Source organism: Cytobacillus oceanisediminis (assembly GCF_007830235.1).
In the GTDB taxonomy this organism is placed as follows: Bacteria; Bacillota; Bacilli; order Bacillales; family Cytobacillaceae; genus Cytobacillus; species Cytobacillus oceanisediminis.
In genome coordinates this window covers 110,622-131,965 of record NZ_VLKI01000006.1, presented here as the reverse complement: position 1 = coordinate 131,965, position 21,344 = coordinate 110,622, and the positions used below count along the sequence as shown (strand labels likewise).

Annotated in this window: 22 protein-coding genes and 1 pseudogene; 6 read left to right on the top strand and 17 right to left on the bottom strand. The window is 41.0% G+C overall.

Going from position 1 to position 21,344, the window contains the following annotated elements; genetic code table 11:
• The first annotated feature begins 81 nt into the window (after positions 1-81).
• Complete coding sequence (locus IQ19_RS12520) at positions 82-1,245, top strand: glycoside hydrolase family 18 protein (protein WP_144542730.1); 1,164 nt, start codon at positions 82-84, stop codon at positions 1,243-1,245.
• A gap of 66 nt (positions 1,246-1,311) precedes the next feature.
• Here IQ19_RS12520 and IQ19_RS12515 read toward each other — a convergent pair.
• From IQ19_RS12515 to IQ19_RS12500, 4 genes and pseudogenes are all read right to left on the bottom strand, one after another.
• Positions 1,312-1,828 (bottom strand): annotated as a pseudogene (locus tag IQ19_RS12515) (type 1 glutamine amidotransferase domain-containing protein).
• Positions 1,829-1,906: 78 nt separating this feature from the next.
• The gene (locus tag IQ19_RS12510; RefSeq protein ID WP_144542729.1) at positions 1,907-2,818 is read right to left on the bottom strand and encodes a CBASS cGAMP-activated phospholipase; all 912 of its coding nucleotides are present in this window, start codon (positions 2,816-2,818) and stop codon (positions 1,907-1,909) included.
• Positions 2,819-2,882: 64 nt separating this feature from the next.
• Positions 2,883-3,149 carry a DUF1292 domain-containing protein gene (locus IQ19_RS12505; protein WP_144542728.1) on the bottom strand — a complete coding sequence of 89 codons (267 nt, stop codon included), beginning with the start codon at positions 3,147-3,149 and terminating at the stop codon, positions 2,883-2,885.
• Between the two features lie 118 nt (positions 3,150-3,267).
• Positions 3,268-4,365 (bottom strand): branched-chain amino acid aminotransferase, encoded by a 1,098-nt coding sequence (locus IQ19_RS12500; RefSeq protein ID WP_144542727.1) that lies wholly within the window; start codon positions 4,363-4,365, stop codon positions 3,268-3,270.
• 451 nt (positions 4,366-4,816) lie between these two features.
• On the opposite strand from IQ19_RS12500, the gene IQ19_RS12495 reads away from it, so the two are divergent.
• Entirely contained in the window at positions 4,817-5,164 is a 348-nt protein-coding gene (locus tag IQ19_RS12495; RefSeq protein WP_144542840.1) for a hypothetical protein, read from the top strand.
• Positions 5,165-5,197: 33 nt separating this feature from the next.
• Here IQ19_RS12495 and IQ19_RS12490 read toward each other — a convergent pair whose 3' ends face one another.
• From IQ19_RS12490 to desA, 3 genes are all read right to left on the bottom strand, one after another.
• Positions 5,198-5,797 (bottom strand): response regulator transcription factor, encoded by a 600-nt coding sequence (locus tag IQ19_RS12490; protein ID WP_144542726.1) that lies wholly within the window; start codon positions 5,795-5,797, stop codon positions 5,198-5,200.
• Positions 5,794-6,930 carry a sensor histidine kinase gene (locus IQ19_RS12485; RefSeq protein ID WP_144542725.1) on the bottom strand — a complete coding sequence of 379 codons (1,137 nt, stop codon included), beginning with the start codon at positions 6,928-6,930 and terminating at the stop codon, positions 5,794-5,796. The genes IQ19_RS12490 and IQ19_RS12485 overlap by 4 nt, the downstream gene beginning before the upstream one ends.
• A gap of 359 nt (positions 6,931-7,289) precedes the next feature.
• Positions 7,290-8,336, bottom strand: coding sequence for a Delta(5) desaturase DesA (desA, locus tag IQ19_RS12480; RefSeq protein ID WP_144542724.1), 1,047 nt, complete (start codon positions 8,334-8,336; stop codon positions 7,290-7,292).
• A gap of 272 nt (positions 8,337-8,608) precedes the next feature.
• Here desA and IQ19_RS12475 point away from each other — a divergent pair, with 272 nt between their 5' ends.
• Positions 8,609-8,890: a hypothetical protein gene (locus tag IQ19_RS12475; RefSeq protein ID WP_144542723.1), complete on the top strand. Its 282-nt coding sequence runs from the start codon at positions 8,609-8,611 to the stop codon at positions 8,888-8,890.
• Between the two features lie 111 nt (positions 8,891-9,001).
• On the opposite strand, the gene IQ19_RS12470 is transcribed toward IQ19_RS12475, so the two are convergent.
• The 4 genes from IQ19_RS12470 to IQ19_RS12455 all read right to left on the bottom strand — a co-directional run bounded on the left by IQ19_RS12470 (position 9,002) and on the right by IQ19_RS12455 (position 12,945).
• Positions 9,002-9,640 carry a spore coat protein gene (locus tag IQ19_RS12470; protein ID WP_144542722.1) on the bottom strand — a complete coding sequence of 213 codons (639 nt, stop codon included), beginning with the start codon at positions 9,638-9,640 and terminating at the stop codon, positions 9,002-9,004.
• Positions 9,641-9,762: 122 nt separating this feature from the next.
• A complete protein-coding gene (locus IQ19_RS12465) occupies positions 9,763-10,353 on the bottom strand; it encodes a branched-chain amino acid aminotransferase (protein WP_144542721.1) in 591 nt (196 codons plus the stop codon).
• Positions 10,354-10,378: 25 nt separating this feature from the next.
• The gene (locus tag IQ19_RS12460; protein ID WP_144542839.1) at positions 10,379-11,770 is read right to left on the bottom strand and encodes a DEAD/DEAH box helicase; all 1,392 of its coding nucleotides are present in this window, start codon (positions 11,768-11,770) and stop codon (positions 10,379-10,381) included.
• A 737-nt stretch (positions 11,771-12,507) separates the two neighbouring features.
• Positions 12,508-12,945, bottom strand: a complete 438-nt coding sequence (locus tag IQ19_RS12455) for a YndM family protein (RefSeq protein ID WP_144542720.1) — start codon at positions 12,943-12,945, stop codon at positions 12,508-12,510.
• Positions 12,946-13,155: 210 nt separating this feature from the next.
• Here IQ19_RS12455 and IQ19_RS12450 point away from each other — a divergent pair, with 210 nt between their 5' ends.
• Positions 13,156-13,680 carry a ribonuclease H-like YkuK family protein gene (locus tag IQ19_RS12450; protein ID WP_144542719.1) on the top strand — a complete coding sequence of 175 codons (525 nt, stop codon included), beginning with the start codon at positions 13,156-13,158 and terminating at the stop codon, positions 13,678-13,680.
• A 59-nt stretch (positions 13,681-13,739) separates the two neighbouring features.
• On the opposite strand, the gene IQ19_RS12445 is transcribed toward IQ19_RS12450, so the two are convergent.
• Genes IQ19_RS12445 through IQ19_RS12435 form a run of 3 tightly spaced genes read right to left on the bottom strand, consistent with a single transcriptional unit; the run spans position 13,740 to position 15,507 of the window.
• The gene (locus tag IQ19_RS12445) at positions 13,740-14,228 is read right to left on the bottom strand and encodes an SRPBCC family protein (RefSeq protein ID WP_394138127.1); all 489 of its coding nucleotides are present in this window, start codon (positions 14,226-14,228) and stop codon (positions 13,740-13,742) included.
• A 58-nt stretch (positions 14,229-14,286) separates the two neighbouring features.
• Positions 14,287-15,282 carry an LLM class flavin-dependent oxidoreductase gene (locus IQ19_RS12440; RefSeq protein WP_144542718.1) on the bottom strand — a complete coding sequence of 332 codons (996 nt, stop codon included), beginning with the start codon at positions 15,280-15,282 and terminating at the stop codon, positions 14,287-14,289.
• A gap of 21 nt (positions 15,283-15,303) precedes the next feature.
• Positions 15,304-15,507, bottom strand: a complete 204-nt coding sequence (locus tag IQ19_RS12435; RefSeq protein ID WP_144542717.1) for a hypothetical protein — start codon at positions 15,505-15,507, stop codon at positions 15,304-15,306.
• A gap of 446 nt (positions 15,508-15,953) precedes the next feature.
• On the opposite strand from IQ19_RS12435, the gene IQ19_RS12430 reads away from it, so the two are divergent.
• A complete protein-coding gene (locus IQ19_RS12430; RefSeq protein ID WP_144542716.1) occupies positions 15,954-17,087 on the top strand; it encodes a zinc-dependent alcohol dehydrogenase in 1,134 nt (377 codons plus the stop codon).
• Positions 17,088-17,122: 35 nt separating this feature from the next.
• On the opposite strand, the gene IQ19_RS29120 is transcribed toward IQ19_RS12430, so the two are convergent.
• From IQ19_RS29120 to IQ19_RS12420, 3 genes are all read right to left on the bottom strand, one after another.
• Entirely contained in the window at positions 17,123-17,482 is a 360-nt protein-coding gene (locus tag IQ19_RS29120) for a TIM barrel protein (protein WP_338422653.1), read from the bottom strand.
• Positions 17,403-17,906, bottom strand: coding sequence for a TIM barrel protein (locus IQ19_RS29115; RefSeq protein WP_338422655.1), 504 nt, complete (start codon positions 17,904-17,906; stop codon positions 17,403-17,405). The genes IQ19_RS29120 and IQ19_RS29115 overlap by 80 nt, the downstream gene beginning before the upstream one ends.
• Before the next feature lie 96 nt (positions 17,907-18,002).
• Complete coding sequence (locus IQ19_RS12420; protein WP_144542715.1) at positions 18,003-20,576, bottom strand: DEAD/DEAH box helicase; 2,574 nt, start codon at positions 20,574-20,576, stop codon at positions 18,003-18,005.
• A gap of 210 nt (positions 20,577-20,786) precedes the next feature.
• Here IQ19_RS12420 and IQ19_RS12415 point away from each other — a divergent pair, with 210 nt between their 5' ends.
• Positions 20,787-21,320 (top strand): YceI family protein, encoded by a 534-nt coding sequence (locus IQ19_RS12415; protein ID WP_144542714.1) that lies wholly within the window; start codon positions 20,787-20,789, stop codon positions 21,318-21,320.
• Positions 21,321-21,344 lie beyond the last annotated feature (24 nt).

Here is a 21,344-nt window from a genome sequence, read left to right as displayed (position 1 = left end):
ATGTAAGCCTGATATTACCACCCCTTATTCTCTCCTTTTTTGTTACACTTTTAAGGGATGAATAACGGAGGTTAACTTTTAATGAAGATAAAATATAAGATCCTTATTATTGCTATCATTTTTGCGGGAGGTTTTGCGGCAGGATTAATTTTTACAAAAAATAGTGCTCAGCCTGATTCTATAAAACTTGCAAAAAAAGCAGCTCAGTCTGTTAAAAATCCACTTCAAAAAAGTACTCCTGAGTTACCGGATGCACCTTCAAAGGTATTGATTGGTTATGTACAGGATTACCGTGATCCCAATGCTGTTGATTTTTCGAATCTGACGCATGTTATATTTTCATTCGCTCACCCCGAAAAGGATGGCAGCCTTTCTTTTAATGGCGATACGGCAGTGAATAATCTGCGCAGTATGGTTGCGAATGCACACAATCATGATACAAAAGCGATCCTGGCGGTAGGCGGATGGTTCCATAAAAAAGGCGGAGAATCCTATGAATATTTTAAATCAGCGATAGCAAACCCGGCTTCAAGGAACAAGCTGGTGAATGAACTTGTTAGTGTAGCTGACAGGGAAAAACTTGATGGCATAGATATTGATTTTGAGCATCCTCGTTCACAGAATGACGCGCAATATCTTTCTGCTTTTATAAATGATCTTGGTAAAAAGCTCCATGCTGGCAATAAAGAGCTCTCGACTGCTGTCCATTCAAAGATTCATAGTGTTACAGGCACTGAAACCGGCTATGTGGTTTACGATCCTTCCATGTTTCAGCATGTAGATTATGTTAATATCATGGCCTATGATGGACAATGGGATGGCGGCTATAATGCAGCCAATTTGTCTCCCTATCCTTTTACAGAGAATATCGTAAACTATTGGGCAAATCTCTTTGATAATCTCAGTATTTCAAAGGAAAAGCTTGTACTTGGGGTTCCCTTCTATGCACAGCCGGAAGACCCCGCAATTAAGCAAGTATCGTACGACGCTATTATAAACCGCAATCCGGAAAATGCAGGCAAGGACATCATTAGCATGAACGGGACAACTTACTATTATAACGGTGAATCCACCATGCAAAAGAAAACAAATCTAGCTTTAAACAACGGGTTTGGAGGGATGATGATTTGGGAGGTTGGCCTTGATGCAAAAGGGCCTTACAGCCTTACTGGAGCGATTGCGGAGGTTCTTAAAGACTTGGAAACAAAATCAGTGAAATACTATTCAGTAAAAAATTCTAATTAAATTTACTAGAACCAGAAGAAGAGCATGGTGTTTCCCATGCTCTTCTTCTGGTTCTGCTTTACCTTCCTACTGGCTCTCAATTACCTTAATCAGTTCCCGCAAATAATCCGGTAAATCTGGAGGACGGCGGCTTGAGACGAGGTGTCCGTCAACGATGACTGGCTCATCATACCAATTGGCACCGGCATTCTCCATATCGTCCTTAATCCCTGGGGTGCTTGTTACCTTTTTACCCTCTAATACTTTTGCCGATATGAGCACCCAACCCGCATGGCAAATTTGCCCGATTGGTTTTTTATTTTCCTCCATGTGCTTAATAAGGGACAGCACCTCCGGAAAACGGCGGATTTTGTCCGGTGCCCAGCCGCCAGGTACAAGGATGGCATCATAATCCTCCCCCTTCACCTCACTATAAGAATAATGGGAAGTTGCAGGCACTCCGTATGTATTTCTCGTTTGCATGCTCGCCGGTCAAATGGACATCTGCACCTTCTTCCTGCAGCCTGAGTATCGGATACCATAGTTCCAGATCTTCAAAGTCATAATCCACTAAACTTAATATTTTTCTTCCTTTTAAACGCATGGATCGATTTCCCCTCTTTTATTCGTTTTGATAACTCTTACCTTACAGTTGTATACCCTATTTTACAAATGATCCAATTCAGGAGAGCAAAAATTCCTTGATCTCCTCTCTCCTGTCCTTAAAAACCTTCTCTCCAAGCTTAATCAATTCATCCACAAACCGGATATCATCAAAAGGCATTTCTTCGCCAAGCTCTTCATTTAAGCGCAAATAATTGTCTGCCAACAGATGCTGGCAATGATATGTAACTGATTCAGATGACAGGTGAAGAGCAAGATCAAGCAGTTTTGGCATGACTTTCATGGATGGAAGCTGGAGCGGAAGCCAATGCCTCACTCCCCAGTATTTATTATGATCAATGGTAAAATCTATTTTCTGTAAACCAGTTCCTAGTGAAAGGATTTTAATGTTTTTCAAATCCTCTTTAAAATGATGCATCGCTTCTGTAATGCATACAAGCGACGGGTTATTGGCCCACAACCCGCCATCAATGGATAAGTAACTGTTATTAATATTGTTGGGAGGAAAGTATATTGGCGCTGAGCAGGAGGATAGTACAGCATCCCAAAGCTTCATGGATAAGCTTTCATTGCCCGGATGGCCATAGTTGGAACGGTGCACAAAAGGCTTGCCATGTGTGACGTCCACAGCAGGAATCAAAAGGGGCTTTTGAATTTCGGAAAGCGCTGTTTCCCCTAAGGCTTTCCGAAAAAAACGGCGTAAGTATTTATCGCTGTAGACGCTTTTAAAAAGACCAACTTTCGCCTGCTTTACAAAAATTTTCTTTCCATACGATTCATACCCTTTTAATACATTGGCCATATCCTTTTTTAAGGTTAGGGAAGATGCTATAATCGATCCGGTGCTGGTTCCTGCAATCATATCGAAAAAATCGCCTGCAGGCTGCTGAAGTTCGTCCTCCAAGGCTTTTAAAATACTTACAGCAAAAACACCCCGTATCCCTCCGCCATCTATACATAATATTTTCATATTCTCACCTGTTTTTTCTGATCCTTTTTGTATATAAAAAAGAGAAGGAATGATCCCTTCTCTTCTATTCTTCCTCAATCATGTTATCAAATACAGCAGAGACCTTGTTAAATTCCTCTTCACTCTCAATTGGAGTAAAGTCTCCATCTTCATCAAGCTTTAAGAAGAACACATCAATATCCTCTTCCGTGTCTTCCTCCAGATCTTCAACAAAGCTGACTGCAGCATAACTAATTCCCTCAACTTCGGCAGAGGCAAGAACCTCCACATCCATTTCCTGTCCGCTTTCGTCACTAATCGTAAAAACTTCGCCGACTTGGATCTTGTCCATGTTTTCCATCTCCTCTCCAAATTGTGTTCATTCTTTATTTTCCCATTTACAAGGGGTTTCATGCTTAAAAATAAAAAATGGACCGGCTCATTAAGCCGATCCTAACTCCGTTTTAAGTTTATTTAACAGCAGCAGCCTCTTTATTTTCAACTTTTACACTCCAGCCGAACGGGTCCGGCTCAGTGCCTTTTTGGATACCTGTTAATGTATCATAAATATTCTTGGATAATGAACCTGTCACACCATCGTTGACCACAATTTTTTTATTATCCCAGAAGAATTCGCCAATTGGTGAAATGACAGCGGCAGTGCCTGTTCCGAAGGCTTCTTCCAGTTGGCCGTCTGCATGTGCCTGATAAATCTCTTCAATCGAAATCCTTCGCTCAGATACTGGGATGTTCCAGTGTTTTAGTAGTTCAAGAACAGAATTTCGTGTAATTCCTTCTAAGATACTTCCGTTAAGGGCAGGTGTAACAACTTCCCCATTTATTTTAAAGAAAATGTTCATGCTGCCTACTTCTTCAATATACTTATTTTCTTTGCCATCAAGCCATAATACTTGCGAGTATCCTGTTGAACCTGCAAGCTCCTGTGCCTTTAAGCTGGCTGCATAGTTTCCGCCTGTTTTCGCCGTACCAGTTCCGCCGGCTACAGCGCGTACGTATTCGCTTTGTACGGCAATCTTGACTGGGTTGATGCCTTCTTTATAGTAGGCTCCAACAGGAGATAGGATAATAATAAACTTATATCTCTTAGAAGGTGCAACCCCCAGGTAAGGTTCAGTAGAGATAACAAACGGGCGGATATAAAGAGAAGTTCCTTCAACATTCGGAATCCATTCCCGGTCAAGCGCAATCAGCTCTTTTAACGCGTAAAGGGCAAGCTCTTCATCAATTGCCGGGATACATAACCGCGAATTAGAACGGTTTAATCTTTCCATGTTTTTTTCAGGCCTGAATAGCAAAACTTCATTATCGTTTGTAAGGTATGCTTTTAATCCTTCGAAGACACTCTGGCCATAATGGAAAATCATTGCTGCGGGATCCAGAGTTAGCGGCTGGTAAGGAATGATTCTTGGATCATGCCAGCCTTGGCCGGCAGTATAATCCATTACAAACATATGGTCTGTAAAGTTCTTGCCAAACTCCAGGTTGTCGAATTGAGGTTTTTGTTTTTTCTCTGGTGTGCGATTGATTTCAATTTTAAATTCTGTCATTGTGATTACTCCCCATCTGTAGATGATTTAAAAACCTAATGCCTGCTGTTCCTGCTGCTCTTAAGAGGGTAAATAAAAATGCCCAGTCATCCTCCGAGCGTGGACGAAAGGGCTTGCTTCCCGGCAACAACCAATATGGATGTTAAACAGTTTAAAAATCCAGCAGTGGCTTTTACAAGTTAAAGGACTTTAATGCTGTTTTCTCTTAGGAATGATAAGGTTTGCCTTTCGCTCTTTCTACTTCAAGGCAGTAGTGCAGTTATCCGTTAAAGTTTTTATAAGTTTTTCTAATATTATGATATTCTAATGATTAAATGTCAATAAGAATTGACAATAAATTTTGAATTAATCCGAAATGTTGAAAATTCTGTTCGCAATTACCGTTTCTATTAGATGAAATAGCTGGGATTTGAAACTATAATATATATATCAACCCATAAGGAGAAATATGATGAATCAAAAAGAGCTGGAAGAAAAAATTATTCAAAACTATCAGGGCGAAGAAAAAATGATGATTCTTGTTTTTGCCCAGTGGTGCGTAAATCATGATTTGAACCCTGAGGAAATTTATTTAAGAGCCTATCCCGGCCAGGCAAAGAATCAGGCTTTACAAGAAGCAATTGAGCTCACAGTCCCTAAGGAAGAAGCAGGTGATGTGCCTGACCAGACACTGCTTGGAGTCCTTTCCATGTTCGGCAATGATGATCTTGCTTTTGTTGTCATGGAAGAAATGAAAGAAATGAAAGAAATGAAAGAAATGAAAGAAATGAAAGAAATGAAAAAGGACGGCAAGGCCTAATAGGCTGCCATCCTTTTTTACAAATATCCCTTTTTATTTAAACCACCCCTTCTCCTTGGATTGAGTAATAGCTTCTATCCTGTTCGTTACTTCAAGTTTATCGAGAATGGCAGATATATAGTTCCGTACAGTCCCTGTTTTAATGCTGAGCTTATCAGCGATCTCCTTTGTGTTTTTGCCATCTGCTATGAGCTCAAGCACTTCTTTTTCACGGTCAGTCAAAGGGTTTTCTTCTCCATAGACATCGTCCATTAACTCGGGTGCATAGATGCGCTTGCCTGTCATTACGCTTCTGATGGAACTCGCCAGCTCCTCGCTCGGGCTATCCTTCAATAAATATCCCCTTACGCCTGCCTTCAATGCCCGCTGAAAATAACCAGACCTTGCAAAGGTTGTTAAAATAATGACCTTGCAACCTATCCCCTTAAGTTCTTCTGCTGCTTCCAGACCGCTTTTTTCCGGCATTTCTATATCCATTATGCATACATCGGGCTTAAGTTTTTTTACAAGTGAAATGGCTTCTTCGCCATTTGATGCCTTGCCGACAACCTCCATATCATCTTCAAGGCTTAGCAGGGATCCTAAAGCCCCCAGCATCATCCGTTGATCTTCAGCAATGACAATCCGTATCATGGACGCTCCTCCTTATCTGCTTGCTTTACGACTGTTGGCACTTTCATTATAATAGTTGTTCCGTTATTGGTAATAATATCAAGGCTTCCGTTAACAAAATCGAGGCGCTCGCCTAATCCCAGCAGTCCTGAACCCTTGCCGATATCCTCTGAGGGATCCATTCCGACGCCATTGTCCTGTACTGTGATCCTGACTTCATTCCAGGTTTGTTCAATGCTAATGCGGCACTCGGTCGCTTTACTGTGTTTGACGACATTGGTAACAGCTTCTTTCATGCACATGCTTAAAATATTCTCAAGAAATAATGAAACATTGTTTAATTTGATCTCTTCTTCACCGATGAAGTCGATCGAAGCGGCTTTCAGTATTTGTTTAACAAGAATAATTTCATCTTTAAGCCTGATGCCCCTCATCTGCGAAACCATTTTTCTTACTTCGTTCAAAGCCGTTCTTGCGGTTTGCTGGACGTCCACAAGTTCTTCCTTAGCCTGTTCGGGATCCTTGCTTATCAGCTTTCTCGCAAGGTCGCTTTTCAGGCCGATAAGAGATAGCTTTTGGCCAAGCGTATCGTGCAGATCGCGGGCAATCCGCTGCCTCTCCTCCTGCTTTACGAGGTCAGCAATTCTTTTATTGGCATCTTCAAGCTGTTCCTCAAGCCTCTCCTGCTTTTTCCTATTGTGTATGTTAAAAGGCAGTAAAATAACACTGATCCAGATGATGATAATAAAGGGCAATTGCTCTAAAAATAAGGGTTCAGGTGTAACGAAATTATAGTTGATTGAGATCGTGGTAGCGACCAAATGAATGACATAAAGGGTTAAAAAAGCAATTCTGTTTGTTATATGGCCATTATAATATGCGATATAAAACGCGAAATAAACAAACTGAAAAAGTATCGCCATCGTAATGGAAATGCTAATTAAAATGCCAGTCCAAAGATAGACCGGCCATTGCCGCGAGAGAAACGCAAAACGCAATGAAATAAAAAATAGGATTGTCAGTATAATCCCTACGGCAATTTCAATTTTAGAGGTGGATCTGAATATGAAATAAAACGGCAATATGCTAAAAACACTCCAAATATATGGAGAGATGCCTGAGCTTTTTAAATTGTTAAAGAATTTTTTGAACATAATGAGGACCTCTTTTGCTTTTCTTAATGGCAATGTTAAAGCCAATTGTTGATTTTTGTACTCTGTTGATTGGAGCGGAAGGCGCTAATCCCGCGAAAATGCATTTGCATTTCCTTCGTGCGATGTTTTTTCAAGGATGCTTATTCAAATTCCTGCGGGAGAAGCGTGTCAAAAGGAGACCCCGCTGGCTTAGTGCTTGAGGAGCGTCGGGCCGCCCGCCGTTCGCTGACCTTCTTGAGCGGAAATCAACAGGCAAGGTTAACAGAGCTTTCATAAAAATAAACAGCTCCTTTGTCATCATACCACAAAGGAGCTGTTCTTTAGTAAGTCAGTCTGGTTATTTATCCCATTTATTAACGTTAAGGCTTAACGGATGCAGCTTTCCCCGCTCTGTTTTGCTTTTTGCTGAGGGCTGCTTTTTTAGCAGCCTGATAGCCTGTGAAATTCTGTGAATCCTCATCCCATAGTCGGAATCTTAGAGACTGCAGGCTTGTAGAAAGTGTGATCGTTGGCACATTTTTAAGCTCAGCCGTATTATAATGTGCATCCTCCAGGTTATAGTTAGGCACACGTGGACTTAAATGGTGGATATGATGGAATCCGATGTTTCCTGTAAGCCATTGCATAACCTTTGGAAGCTTGTAAAAAGAGCTTCCTTCCACAGCTGCTTTGACATATTCCCACTTATCATCTTCTTCAAAATAAGAATCTTCAAATGTGTGCTGTACATAAAACAGCCAAATTCCGGCAGCTCCTGAAATTAAAAAGATTGGACCCTGGACCATCAGGAACGCTTCCCAGCCGATTGCCCAGCACATTAACGCGTATAAACCAACAATTGCGGCGTTTATCAGATAAGTGTTAGTACGCTCATTCTTTCTTGCACCTTTGCGGTTAAAGCGATTTTTTAACAGAAAAACATAAATCGGTCCTAATAGAAACATAACTAACGGATTGCGGTACATACGGTAAGCTGCACGAGTCGTAAGTGAAGCAGCCTGATATTCTTTCACTGTCAAAGTCCAAATATCTCCTGTTCCGCGCTTGTCCAAGTTTCCGCTTGTCGCATGGTGGACATTGTGGTCATGCTGCCACTGGTGATAAGGGAAAACTGTAATAATCCCGGTTATCGTTCCAACAATTTTATTGGCAGACCGATTTTTAAAAAAGGAATGGTGACAGCAATCGTGGAAGATGATGAATATTCTTACCAGAAATCCTGCCGCTATTACCGAAATGCCCAGAGTGAGGAAATAGGACACACTCAAGCTTTCAAACGCAAGAAACCAGAGCAGGAAAAATGGTCCAAGAGTATTGACCAACTGCATAATACTCCGTTTTAAATCTGATTTTTCATAAGGTGCCATCTGTTTTTTTAAGTTAAGTTGTTTTTGTTTAGAAGTCATTTTTTAATTCCCTTCATCATGACGTTACCTTTATAATAAAGGGTTTCCAGCATGCTTTGTAGACATAGGTGTCATGTCCAAACCATGATAAATGTCATGGTTGGCCAAATGAATTAGGAGCAGATCCTATAAATAGGCCTTAATTAAAGGTTTTTTCTTTAGAAATATAAAGAATTTTTTTCGATATTTCCAGCAGTTCATTTCCATATACATGGCTTTAAATCTCATAGGACATAATGAAATTGTTAATGATTTATAAAGGAGTGTTTTGAATGCAAGACCAAAATCTATTTAGTAAAAATGGTGCCAATTCTTCTATGCAAGCCTATGTAGAGGAAATATGGCAACAGACCTGCGGTACCTGGGACAACGTAAATGAATCGACAGTACAAGAATTTTTATCGCAATGTGATGAGAAAAACATTGATTCACAGTTCGCAATGAGCTGGGTAGAACAAAACAAAGAAAATATCCCGGATTGGCAAAGTGTTTCCAGGGTATCTCTTGATTGGATGAATCAGCATACATCGACTGGTTCTCCACTTATGGATTAGAAAGCTTGTAAGGTTCATTTTTCAGCTGGTGCAGAAAATGCAATGCAGATCTCTTTATCATCTAACACCGTATATAAGAGATCCCCTTGGTGAATAACCAAGGGGATTTTTTTAATGAGGGATATTATTGTTTGGCATCTGCATCTGTCCTTGAGCGGGACCATATGCATTTAACATTTGCTGCATATCTTGCTGTGTAAACTGTGGTACCTGATAGTAATGATTTTTATTTTGATAAATTGAAAGTTCATAAGCCATTTCGATGCAATTTGGGACTGAGTCAGCCAATACACGTCGAACAACAGGGTTTGTTGCTTCAAGGGCAGCCATTGCCTTCATGGATGCTGAAGATTTCATAGCTCCCAGCAGGCAGCCGGAGACTGTTTCTTCATTCATTTCCGAAACAGATTGAATTGGTTTTTTTGGCTGAGAAGGTTTTAAACCATAAATAAAGTCATTACCCTGGTTCATTTTATAGCTTTGTGTTGGCATAGATGGGTCTTGGCCTGTCTTAAAGCACTCAAGTGTAATGTTATACTCCTGCTGCATGAACTTATACTGGCGATCCATGATATCTGCCAGCTCCTGGTCCTGTACATGCTGACGCAGCAGAGAATACATGTTTAGATTCCCGACTGCCCCAGATAAAACCTCATGAACATCAAGCACTTCATGGGCACCATGATTAAGCTGTTGGGGGATATTTCCTGTATGCATATTTTGGTGCATTTGATTAGACTGATTTTCCATTTTGAATTCCTCCTTTTTGTATTCAACAAATTTTATGATGCAGAATTTCACAAAGAAATATTCCTTCATTTTATAAAAATAAAAAAACGGATCAATTTTCGACCCGCTTTTTTAGAAATTTATTATATACTCTTAATCTCTGCTTCAACTGTTTCCACCAAATGAAACAAATACCTGTAAATTAAAAGATACGCATTACCAATGGTCAGATCTTCTCTAAAGCCCTGTATATTATCCAAAGCAAAATTGAGATCCCATAACCCATCTTGCTGGTTGAACATGAGATCAAATGTGGGTGAATCGCCTTGTAACGTTCTTTCCATATATGACCTAATAGCTGCCTCCTTCTTTTTAGGCAGCTTTAAACCAAGCATAACATCGTAGGTACGGAACAAGTCATCCACTTCAAAAGAGATTGCGTCTGCACCAATTATATCGAACCAGTCTGATTCAAGGTACATAAATTCATTTATGTGTCTTTTAAAGTAATCGATTGGTTCATTCAAAAAATCAGCTGTTTCACTTCCGAGAACTTCTTCTGTTTCCTTGTTCCCTCGCTCAATATAAGCTTCTGTAAAACGGGTATCAGGGTCCTTTACTTCAAATGCATCAGCTTCAGATATTAACTGATGCTTTTCTGCATATTCTTTTTCTTCTATATAGATATTGTTTCCTTGCTCCTTTAGGTGTTTTGCGATCCGTTCTTTGAACATGGTGCACTTCCTCCTTTAAAAATGATTACCTTCCGCGCCTTTTTGAAGTATTTCTCACAGGCTTGGCAGCTTCAGTCCTCTTTTTTCCCTGTGACGTTCTGCGGCCTGTCCTAGTGGAACCTGATGTCTCCGATCGCTTGCTTTGCCCTGGCCTGCTTTTCTTATCAGGACCTCTGCTGTCTGTATCTTTCCTAGTTGCTTCTTCTCTGCTTCCTCTCTTTCCTCTTCGTTTTTGCGTTTGGCCGCTTTTTTCTGCAGTTCTGGAAGGTTTTCTATTTTCTCTATTATCTTCATTTTTGCTGGTATTTCCCAGGTTCTGTTTAGGGATCTTTATATTGAGCCCTTTTTCGATTGTCTCAAGAAGAGGCTTGTCCGCAGATGAATAAAAGGTAATAGCCAATCCTTTCGTCCCTGCTCGTCCTGTTCTTCCGATACGGTGAACATAGCTTTCTGGATCAAGAGGAATATCATAATTGAATACATGGGTGACTCCTTCGACATCAAGGCCTCTTGCAGCCACATCTGTAGCAATTAATAATTGGATTTCAGCATCTCTGAACCTTTTCATCACTTGTTCCCGTTTTGCCTGCGATAAGTCGCCGTGCAGCTCATCACATTGAAATCCATTCGATTTGAGCACCTCGTATAACTTGCTTACCCTGCGTTTAGTCCGGCAGAATATGACAGCTAAAAAGGGTCTGTGTGTTTGAACCAACTGCATGATCGTTGCCTGCTTGGCACGGTCTGTTATATGTATGGCTAACTGCTTTACTGAATGGGCAGGCCCTTGCGTTTTTTCAATTTGGATATACTCAGGGTCTTTCATGTGTTTTTTTGCCAGTTTTCTAATTTCTGCTGGAATGGTTGCTGAAAACAGCATGGTCTGCCTTTCAGGTGGTGTTTCTTTTATAATATCTTCTACTTCATCCAGAAAACCGATATGAAGCATTTGATCGGCTTCATCCAATACTAAAAAATTGGTGCTGGACAAATCAATTGTCTCCCTTTTAATATGATCCAGCAATCGGCCGGGAGTTCCGACAACGATATGGACATTTTTTTTGAGCTTTTTCAGCTGTTTATCCACATCCTGGCCTCCGTATACTGCCAAAACATCTATAGCATCATTGTCTGAAGTAAGCTTTAGAACCTCGTCTGTTATTTGTAAAGCCAATTCCCTGGTGGGCGTTACAATTAAAGCTTGGATATAAGTTGCAGATGGGTCTATCTTTTCCAGAATCGGCAGAATAAAGGCAAATGTTTTGCCCGTTCCAGTTTGCGCTTGGGCAATTAAATCTTTGCCCTCCATAACAGCTGGAATTGCCTGCTCCTGAATTGGAGTAGGTTTTCCGATGCCATGGCTCAGCAATGTTTTTGAGAGCTGTTTTGAAATGCCTAATGTTAAAAATTCCTGCAAATAAAACCCTACTTTCTTTTCCTGGCGTATTTTTTTGATGGCTCTGTTAAATTTGCCTGTTGATTTCCGCTCCAGGTACTCAGCGAACCGCGGCGGTCCGACGCTCCTCGGCGCATTCGCACCTGTGGGGTCTCCCGTTAACACGCTTCTCCCGCAGGACATTGAATAAGCTTCCTCGAATAAACACCGCACGAAGGAAATGTGTCAGCATTTTCCGAGGATCTCGCACCTTCCACTCCAATCAACAGGGTGCTAAAATCAACAATAAGCTTTAACACAGCTTTTTTGAAAGATATCTTTTAGGATATTATGCCCTTATCTATATTGTGTGTTTGCAGAAAAAATAGCAAGCATTCTACTATGATTTAGTACAAATAAACCTGTCCACATTCATTGATAACACCAATTAGATGAAAAATCCCAATCCAGACTTATATAAGTCTAAATTGGGATCTTCTAACCCTATTTCTTTTTAAAGTGAAGTTCATAATTTCCATATGACCGGGCTGAACCCCCTGAAAATGATGCCAATGACTTCATTCATTTTTTTAGCTTCCCCTGCACTCATATTTTTTCGCTATATTTGGAGAATTAGATCAAGCTCAAAACATTCCACATCTACTTGATCTCAATAAGGAATAGCGCTGCTTCTCAGCGGCGTTTCCCTATCTGAACAGAATGGACAAAAACAAAAGCCTGTGCCATTTTCATCAATTTATATAAAGAGATGCAAAGATTCATTCTTTTAATGGATCTTTTTCTTCCCCTGCTTCCATCCCGTAAGCGAGTCTTGGATTCATGGCCGATTCGCTCCGCTTTTTCACCTGGCTGACTTCCATTCTGTTTAACAGATAGCGGTGGACAAACACTTCTGAAAGTGTGATGATCCCAGCTGCAATAACACTCCCCCATGCAATCTGCAAATAACTGTTAAGCATTACACTTCCAAAAACCCATACAGCGGCATAAACTAAGAAAAAGTCAGCAATGAGGGCATTGCGATTCCCCAGCCGCGGAAGGATGATTCGATCACCAAGCATGTAGGACATAATCGTGACCAAAAGGCTGAATGAAACGATATCGGTAAAGGCAGCATCGAAAAATAAATCGAGAGCAATTGCAAATGCAATGACACTGGATACAAATTTAATTAATAATATCATCGTATTATTCATCTGTTTTCCTCCTTTATGCCTTAGTTTTTATCACTTGTCATTTTCCCATTCATGAATCGTTTTTCCTTTGTTAAAAGCATTTTCTTTAAAAAAATAAACAACTTGTTCGAAACCTCTCAATATAATGATAATAAAAGGTTTTTAATCTTAAGTTAAAGGTTGTTGAAATAGTGTTATTTCAAAACAAAATACTTAATGTGGTGATAACAGGTGAGTGCTGAATATAAATTTCAAAATCTCCAGGAACGGCATTTGACGTTCGATCAGGTGTTTAACCGTATTTTATTATTTATGAAAAGAAATCCGGACGGAAACTTCCGTTTAATGATCGGAACAGATTCCCAGGTCCATTGCAACCGCACAGTGTTCATTACTGGGATTGTGATTCAAAATGAGAGGAAAGGAGCCTGGGCCTGTATAAGAAAAACCATTATTCCAAGAAAAATGCTGCATCTGCATGAAAGAATTTCATATGAAACCTCGTTAACGGAAGAAGTGGTTTCTTTATTTACAGATGAGCGGAAGGATAGGATGTTTGATATTGTTCTGCCATTTATTTATAAAGGAGGATCCTTTTCGATGGAGGGGCATATGGACATCGGATCCGGCAAAAGAAATAAAACGAGGGAATTTGTGAAGGAAATGGTGTCCAGGATCGAATCCATTGGCTTGGAGCCAAAAATAAAGCCGGAAGCGTTCGTAGCCTCCAGCTATGCCAATCGGTATACGAAATAAGGGTTAAAAAAAGAACTCAAAAAATGAGTTCTTTTCACTGCTTGATTAAAATCCTGCAACTAAACGCCTGCATGCTCCTTATATTCCTGTTCCAGCTTTGCCGCGACGGCTTCTGTCAGCTCTGCTGTAATTTCTGGAAGAGATGTATTAAGCAAGGAATTTGCTACTTTAGCCATCATCCCCTCTGCCTTAATGTCCAGAGCACCAGTCATCAAGTTTCTATTATTGCTGCCTTTGGCTGCCAGAAAATATCCATGCCCTGTAAACCTCTCATTTAGCCCGGTTAAATTAAACGTTACCTTAGTCGGCTCCTGCCAGCTTGTGATGTCCACTTTTAATTCAATTTTTTTCTTCAGGATCCCCATATCGCTTTTAAAGCTCCATGTTGATTCTTTGTCACTAAGTACTTCATGTGTAATATAGCCGGGTACTAAGGGAGCCCAATTTCCAATATCACTGACAAAATTCCATATTTCGCCGATCGGCACATTCACTCCTGCCTGATGTGTACAGCTTGGCATTTTTACCGCCCCTTTGATGTTTTTCATAGTTGGTTTCCATGAATATGTATTCAAAATAGGCGGGCGAGATGCATCATTTTTATATTTAGCTCAGTACTTCTTCGGCTATTAGTTCGTATGAACGCAAGCGGTCCTCATAACGGTGAACAATCGTTACAATCATGATCTCATCCGCTTGGTACCGGTGCTGCATATCTCTAAGCTCCTGGGCAACATTCTTAGGATTACCTATAATTAAGCTGGATTTTTTATTAAAAGGGTCCTGATTTACATTGCGAAAAAAATAGCTTTTTGCTTCTTCAATCGAAGGGATTCCATGATTGCCTTCGCCTTTATCTGTTTTCATCCTCCACAGCATGCTGCTGAGAGCTAGCTCTTTTGCTTCCTCCGCCGTTTCTGCACAAATAGCGGATACTGTTAAAACCACTTTGGGCTGCTGCAGGCTTCCTCTAACTTTGAAATTTTTTCTGTATTGCCTTATGATTTCCTCTCCATCTTTTTCGCTCATAAATTGGCCAAATGCATAGGCTGCTCCATTTTCGGCTGCCATAAGGGCACTTTTGCAGCTGGTTCCCAATATCCATGGTTCTGGGCTGACTTTTGGAACAGGCGAAGCGGATATCCTGGAAAACATATGATCTTCCGGAAAGTCTTTATTTAAAAATTGAAGCAGGTCCTTCACTGTTTCAGGCATTTTCCGGACACCTTCCAAAAACTGATCGGAAAGTGCCATCGCTGCTTCAGCCGATCCGCCTGGTGCCCTTCCAATCCCCAGATCAATTCGATCAGGAAACAAAGTAGCTAGCATATTGAACAATTCTGCAATCTTGTATGGTTTATAGTGCGGGAGTAATATGGCACCAGCGCCGATTCGAATTTTCTCTGTTTTGGCACCAATATAACTTAACATAATTTCAGGAGCGGAGCAGGCTAAACCAGATAAATCATGATGCTCTGCAATCCAATACCTGGTATATCCCAGCCTTTCTCCAGCTTGTGCAAGTCCGGCGGAAGCCTCTAATGCTTCCTTTGGTGTATATCCTGAAGAAATGGGTGCCTGATCCAGAATACTTATTTTCAAGGTTTCCCCCTCTTTCAAAAGTTAATAATTTCCCGTGCCAAGCGGGAATCCTTCAGGATAGGAAGTATGATCAAACAGCTTCACAGGCATCTCTCCATCATAGATGATGGCTGTACGGCTGTATTTTAACCCTCTGGCTGCTCCCGCTTCTGCTTCCTGCAGGGTGCCGAAACGGCCTATATGCAGAACCTCTGCGCTTTGGTTATATAGTTTGACAATAAACATTCTATTTCCCTCCATGTTAAATAATACAAATCGAATAATTAACAGCAAACAGGCGAAACTTATATATTGAAAATAATTTTGCCAGTAAGCTTCCTTATTACATTGGCTCTGTTAAAGCTTATTGTTGTTTTTTAGCACCCTGTTGATTGGAGCGGAAGGCACGAACTCCTCGAAAATGCATTCGCATTTTCTTCGTGCGGTGTTTATTCGAGGATGCTTATTCAACGTCCTGCGGGGGTGCGGATCAAAGGGAGACCCCACAGGAGCAAAGCGAAGAGGAGCGTCGGACCGCCCGTGGAAAGGGAGTGCCTCGTGCTGAAACCAACAGGCAAATTTAACAGAGCCATTACATTAAAAAAATGCTTTCACAAAGTATAGCAAAACCAAACCCCTTTTTCATTTCATTGGACTGAATTAGGGCCAACAACCAAAATGGAGTGTTAGATATGAAGGCAGTCACTTATCAGGGGCCCAATCGTGTAGCTGTTACGAATGCGGATGACCCGAAGCTCGAAAAAAAAGATGATATTATCGTTAAAATAACGTCCACAGCGATCTGCGGGTCGGATTTACACTTATATCAGGGGAATATGCCTCTTCCTGAAGGCTATATTATCGGCCATGAACCTATGGGCATTGTTGAAGAAACAGGCCCTGAGGTGACAAAAGTGAAAAAAGGCGATAGAGTTGTCATACCATTTAATGTATCTTGCGGACAGTGTGTTTATTGCCAGCAGGATCAAACCAGCCAATGCGATAACTCCAATCCGCATTATGATTCGGGAGGTTATTTTGGATACACTGAAAAATTTGGAAATCACCCTGGAGGGCAGGCGGAATATTTAAAAGTTCCTTTCGGCAATTACACACCATTTCTCGTTCCGGAATCGTGTGAACTGGAGGATGAGTCCCTGTTATTTATATCTGACGTCCTTCCAACTGCCTACTGGAGTGTTGTAAATGCAGGCGTTAAAAAAGGTGATACTGTCATTGTCCTGGGCTGTGGTCCCGTTGGTTTAATGGCGCAGAAATTTGCATGGATGGAAGGCGCCGAGCGGGTCATCGCGGTTGATTATCTCGATTACCGGATAAACCATGCCAAGGCAACGAATAAGGTGGAAGTATATGAGTTCACAAAGTATCCGGATATGGGAGAGCATTTAAAGGAAATAACTCATGGCGGGGCTGATGTTGTGATTGATTGTGTCGGCATGGACGGGAAAAAGTCACCTCTTGAGTTTATAGAGCAAAAATTAAAGCTTCAAGGCGGTACTTTGGGGCCCATTCAAATTGCGACAAAAGCTGTCAGAAAAACAGGAACTGTCCAAATTACCGGGGTATATGGCGCAAATTATAATATGTTCCCGCTGGGTGCCTTCTTCACCAGAAATATTACGCTTAAAATGGGACAGGCACCTGTCATCCCATTTATGCCTAAGCTATATGAGAAAATCGTAAACAAAGAATTTGATCCTAAGGACATTATCACGCACAAGATGAACCTTGAGGATGCAAGCCATGGGTATAAAATTTTTAATGGGCATGAAGATGATTGCATTAAAGTGGTTTTAAAGCCTTAATCATGAAAAGCCTGCTGTTTTACCAGCAGGCTTTTTCAAATTGTATCGGAGCTATTACCCCATTTTTTTATAAGAAGCGCTACCTCATCTGCATGTTTAACCCCTTCATCAGACGGTGTCTCCAGAATAAAAGGCAGCTTTTTAAATGGCTCTGCTTTTACGAACTCATCAAACTGTTCTTCGGTTATATGTCCTGTGTTGAGTATATTGGCGTGCCTGTCCTTTCCCGAACCCGCCGGATATTTGGAGTTATTAAAATGAATAGCTTTTAAATGCTCAAAATAGTTCAGTTCTTCTCCTTTTTGAAGAAAATCTTCAAGGTTGTCCCCATTCCAAAGGTCGCTTGCGAAGGCATGGCAGGTATCCAGGCAGAAGCCAATGGTCCGGGTAATCACATAAGCTGCGGACCTGAACAAGTTCTTCTATTGTCGTTCCCATTGACCCTGGCTGGCCAGCAGTGTTTTCAAGCAGGATTAGACACGGTTCGTCCCACTGGCAAAGCACTTTATTCAGTATCTTTATCATTAATTGATAGCCTGCAAGCGGATCACTGCTTCTTATTGGGCTGCCGAAATGCACGACAACTCCAGCAGAACCACAGACATTAGCAATTTCAAGGTCATTCAGCAGAGACTTAATAGTAGGATCTTGTTTCTCCGGCTGCGGAGTCAGGCTTGTCGGATAGGGGGTGTGTGCAATAGAAAAAATCCCATGCTCTTCGCAAAAATCCCTGCAAAACTCAGCGTCCTCCTGATTAAAATTCTTCACAGTTAGGCTCCTCGGGTTTTTGGGGAAATACTGATAGGCGGAAGCATTCATTCTTTGAGCAGCTTTTGCAGCCCCTAAATAGCCTTCTCTAATGCTTAAATGGCAGCCAAATAACATTCTGATCGCATCCAATCATTTCTGGATTGTTTACCTTCTATAATAACTATATCTCTTGGAGCGGGTAGTATGGCAGGCATCACAAATTTGAAACTCATGTTCCCAAGGCAGCTTTTTGCCGCATCTTCGGCATTTTCTTGAGAGCTCTTTTATGTCTGTTTTCAGCCTTTCATGAACATGGTCGCTTATTTCTTCCCTTAACCTTTCCCAATATAATGCTTCGGTTCTCTGTTCAAGACGGTAAAGAAACAGAAGGTGCAGGCCAATAGCTTTGTATGTGAGTTCCAATTCCTCCAGGTTGCGGTTCTTGATCCGCGGCTCGGGCAGCTCAACACCTTCAATTATGGCATACATGGTCTCTTCCCATTGCCGTACAAGATCATGCTCTTTTTTTGAGAACGGAAGATGGAGAAAGCCGTAAAGATCCATAATGCCAAGCTTAGCTTCTATTTCAGTTCCGCGGATCCGCTCGTATAAATCTCTTTCCTCTGTTAGAGCCGCTTTTTTCGTACCTTTAGGGCTTTCAAACTTATCCCATAGCTCAAAAAAAGTGCCCAAATCACGATAATACCTTTGAAACCTTTCAAATACAGTATTTGTCGGGGCAATCGCAAAGGTATGGACAGGTTCATCTTCCATTTCAAGCAATGCCTTCATTCTTTTAATATCTTTCGTAAACGCTACTTTACCAATATTGTATAAGCCTTTGCGGCCGGCTCTCCCAGCAATTTGCTTAACCTCCTGTGAAGTAAGGATCCGCCTCTTTGTGCCGTCAAACTTCTCATTTTCGAGAAAAACGATTCTGCGGATTGGCAGATTAAGTCCCATCCCAATGGCATCAGTTGAAACGATCACGGAAGTTTCGCCATTAATAAAGCGCAGTACCTGTTTCTTTCTTGTTTCAGGCGGCATGGAGCCGTAGATCATACTAACCGAGTGGCCTTCCTGCTGAAGCCTTGAGGCTGTTTCCAGCACCCTTTTCCTGGAAAAACAGATAAGCGCGTCCCCTTTCCTAACATGCTTGAACTTAAATTCTTTCGCTTCCACTTCCAGAGGAATATCGCGGCTATATTCATTCAGCACGATGTCAGCATCACCAAGAAGCTGGAGCATCATGCTTTTTGCACTTCGGCTGCCGATAATATGCACTTCATTGGCATTTGCTTTTGTGATGGCTTTATACCAGGAGAAACCACGATCTTTATCCGTAATCATCTGGGCTTCATCAATAACAATCACATCAAAAAAATCTTTTTCATGGAACATTTCAACCGTACATGAGAGATGCTGCGAACCGGATACCAATTTTTCTTCTTCCCCTGTTTTTAACGAACAAGGTACATCGTCACGATTTAACTTATCGTATACTTCCAGAGCAAGGAGCCTAAGCGGGGCCAGATACATACCGCTGCTAGCCAGCTTCATTCCTTCAAGAGCGTGATGGGTCTTCCCTGTATTGGTTTCCCCAATGTGGAGAACATATCGTTTTGCCCGTTCCAGTGAAGGACTGTATTCCTGTCCGAAAACATACTCCAGCATGCGGGCCTCTTCTTCTTTTTTCCGCTGGTGTTCTGCCAGTTCCTCTGCTTTTTGTCGCTCTCTGTCTTCAAGGTCTTTCTCAAATAACTCTTTATGGATAGAGGGGTCAAAAGGGATGTCAGCGAGCTTTAGCAGATCTTCAACATATTCTTCCTGAATGCTTTCAAAAAAGCTCTCATTGATATCATGAAGAGTATGGGCAATCAGCTTTTTAACCGCCTTCCCAGTTAGCGGCTTACCGTAAGTTTCTTCATACTCCTCGAACAGCTCTTCCGGAAGGTTTCGCAGGGCAAGGGTTTGCAGTGTATCGGAAAGGTATCCGGAAATATTGTTCTTATACACATAGTAATAGGTTTCGTATTCAAAATAGCCCTTGCCCCAGTGGAAGGTTTTATGGATATTTCCAGTCAGTTCGCCAAGGAAATCAGCCATAGCATTATACGCGTCAGAATTAAAGCCTCCTGCTTCCTCAAGTTTTTCTTCCAGTGCAAAGGTATCAACCTGACAGTATCTTGTTTTGTTTTTAAAATCCGATGTCAATTGCTTTGCTGTCATATGTCTTATATATAAATAAAGAAGGCTATACTCCTGTTCAATGATCTCATCAATTTTCTCTTCAATCGTTTCGCGGATTAGATACTTTTTTCGCTGCAGCCTTTCTTCTTCAGCTTTTTGAAGAAAATGTGCTCTCGCTTTCTTATAGCGGTCAACCCATTCCTCATTTTTGCTTTCGAACCTATCATTAAGCCATTCTGAGGTATTAAAAGGCTGATAATCCCTCATTTCAGTTCTAAATAAATGATTGATCAATTTCCTGTCCACATTCTCTGTTTCGTATCCTTTGTCGCTTAAATACTTCTTTTTTTCGTGCTTTGAAATTTTAGTGGTAATTTTATTCAGCCAGACATTTACACAGATTTGGTCGATATAATGGAACCTTTCAGATAGGTATTCCTTATAAGTCGGCATGGCCTCTTGGCTCCCAAGATAGCGGTCGACATCTTCCAGTATTTTTATTTTCGTATGCTCTGCAGCATTATCGTAAATTTGATCAAGTTGATTCATGTTCCGTTCCCCTTTAAACATCACAATTAGTATGTGCTGTAATCATTATGTATTAGGTTATGTATCATAACGAAAAATTAAGTAGTCTTCATTTTACCATCTTTTGAAAAAATATCATTGACAGAAAACTGAAACGGTCATATAATTTATTTAGAATTAAAATATCTCGAATTAAAAACAAATGAATTCAAACAAATGGAGGAGAAAATAATGGCAAAAACAAAATGGGCTGTTGATCCAGCACACAGCAGTGTTGATTTTTCAATCAAACATATGATGATTGCAAATGTGAAAGGAAGCTTTAATAGCTTTGATGCAGAAATCGAAGCAGATCCTGCCGATTTAACGACAGCTGACATTCAATTTAATGTGGCTCTTACAAGTATTGATACACGCAATGAAGACCGAGATAATCATCTGCGTTCAGCTGACTTCTTTGATGTAGAACAACACGCGAAAATGACGTTCAAATCAACAAGCATCGCAAGCAAAGGTGACGATGAGTATGATGTAACAGGGGATCTAACGATTCATGGAGTAACAAGACCTGAAACGTTTACGGTTACTTATGAGGGTTCTGGAAAAGATCCTTGGGGAAATGAAAAAGTGGGCTTCAGTGCTGCAGGCGTAATAAAGCGCAGCGACTACGGTTTAACATGGAACTCTGCCCTTGAAACTGGCGGTGTCCTTGTTGGCGATAAAGTGAAAATTGATCTGCAAATTCAGGCTGCCAAAGCTGAATAATTCAGGAAAAGAGCAGGAATCCGA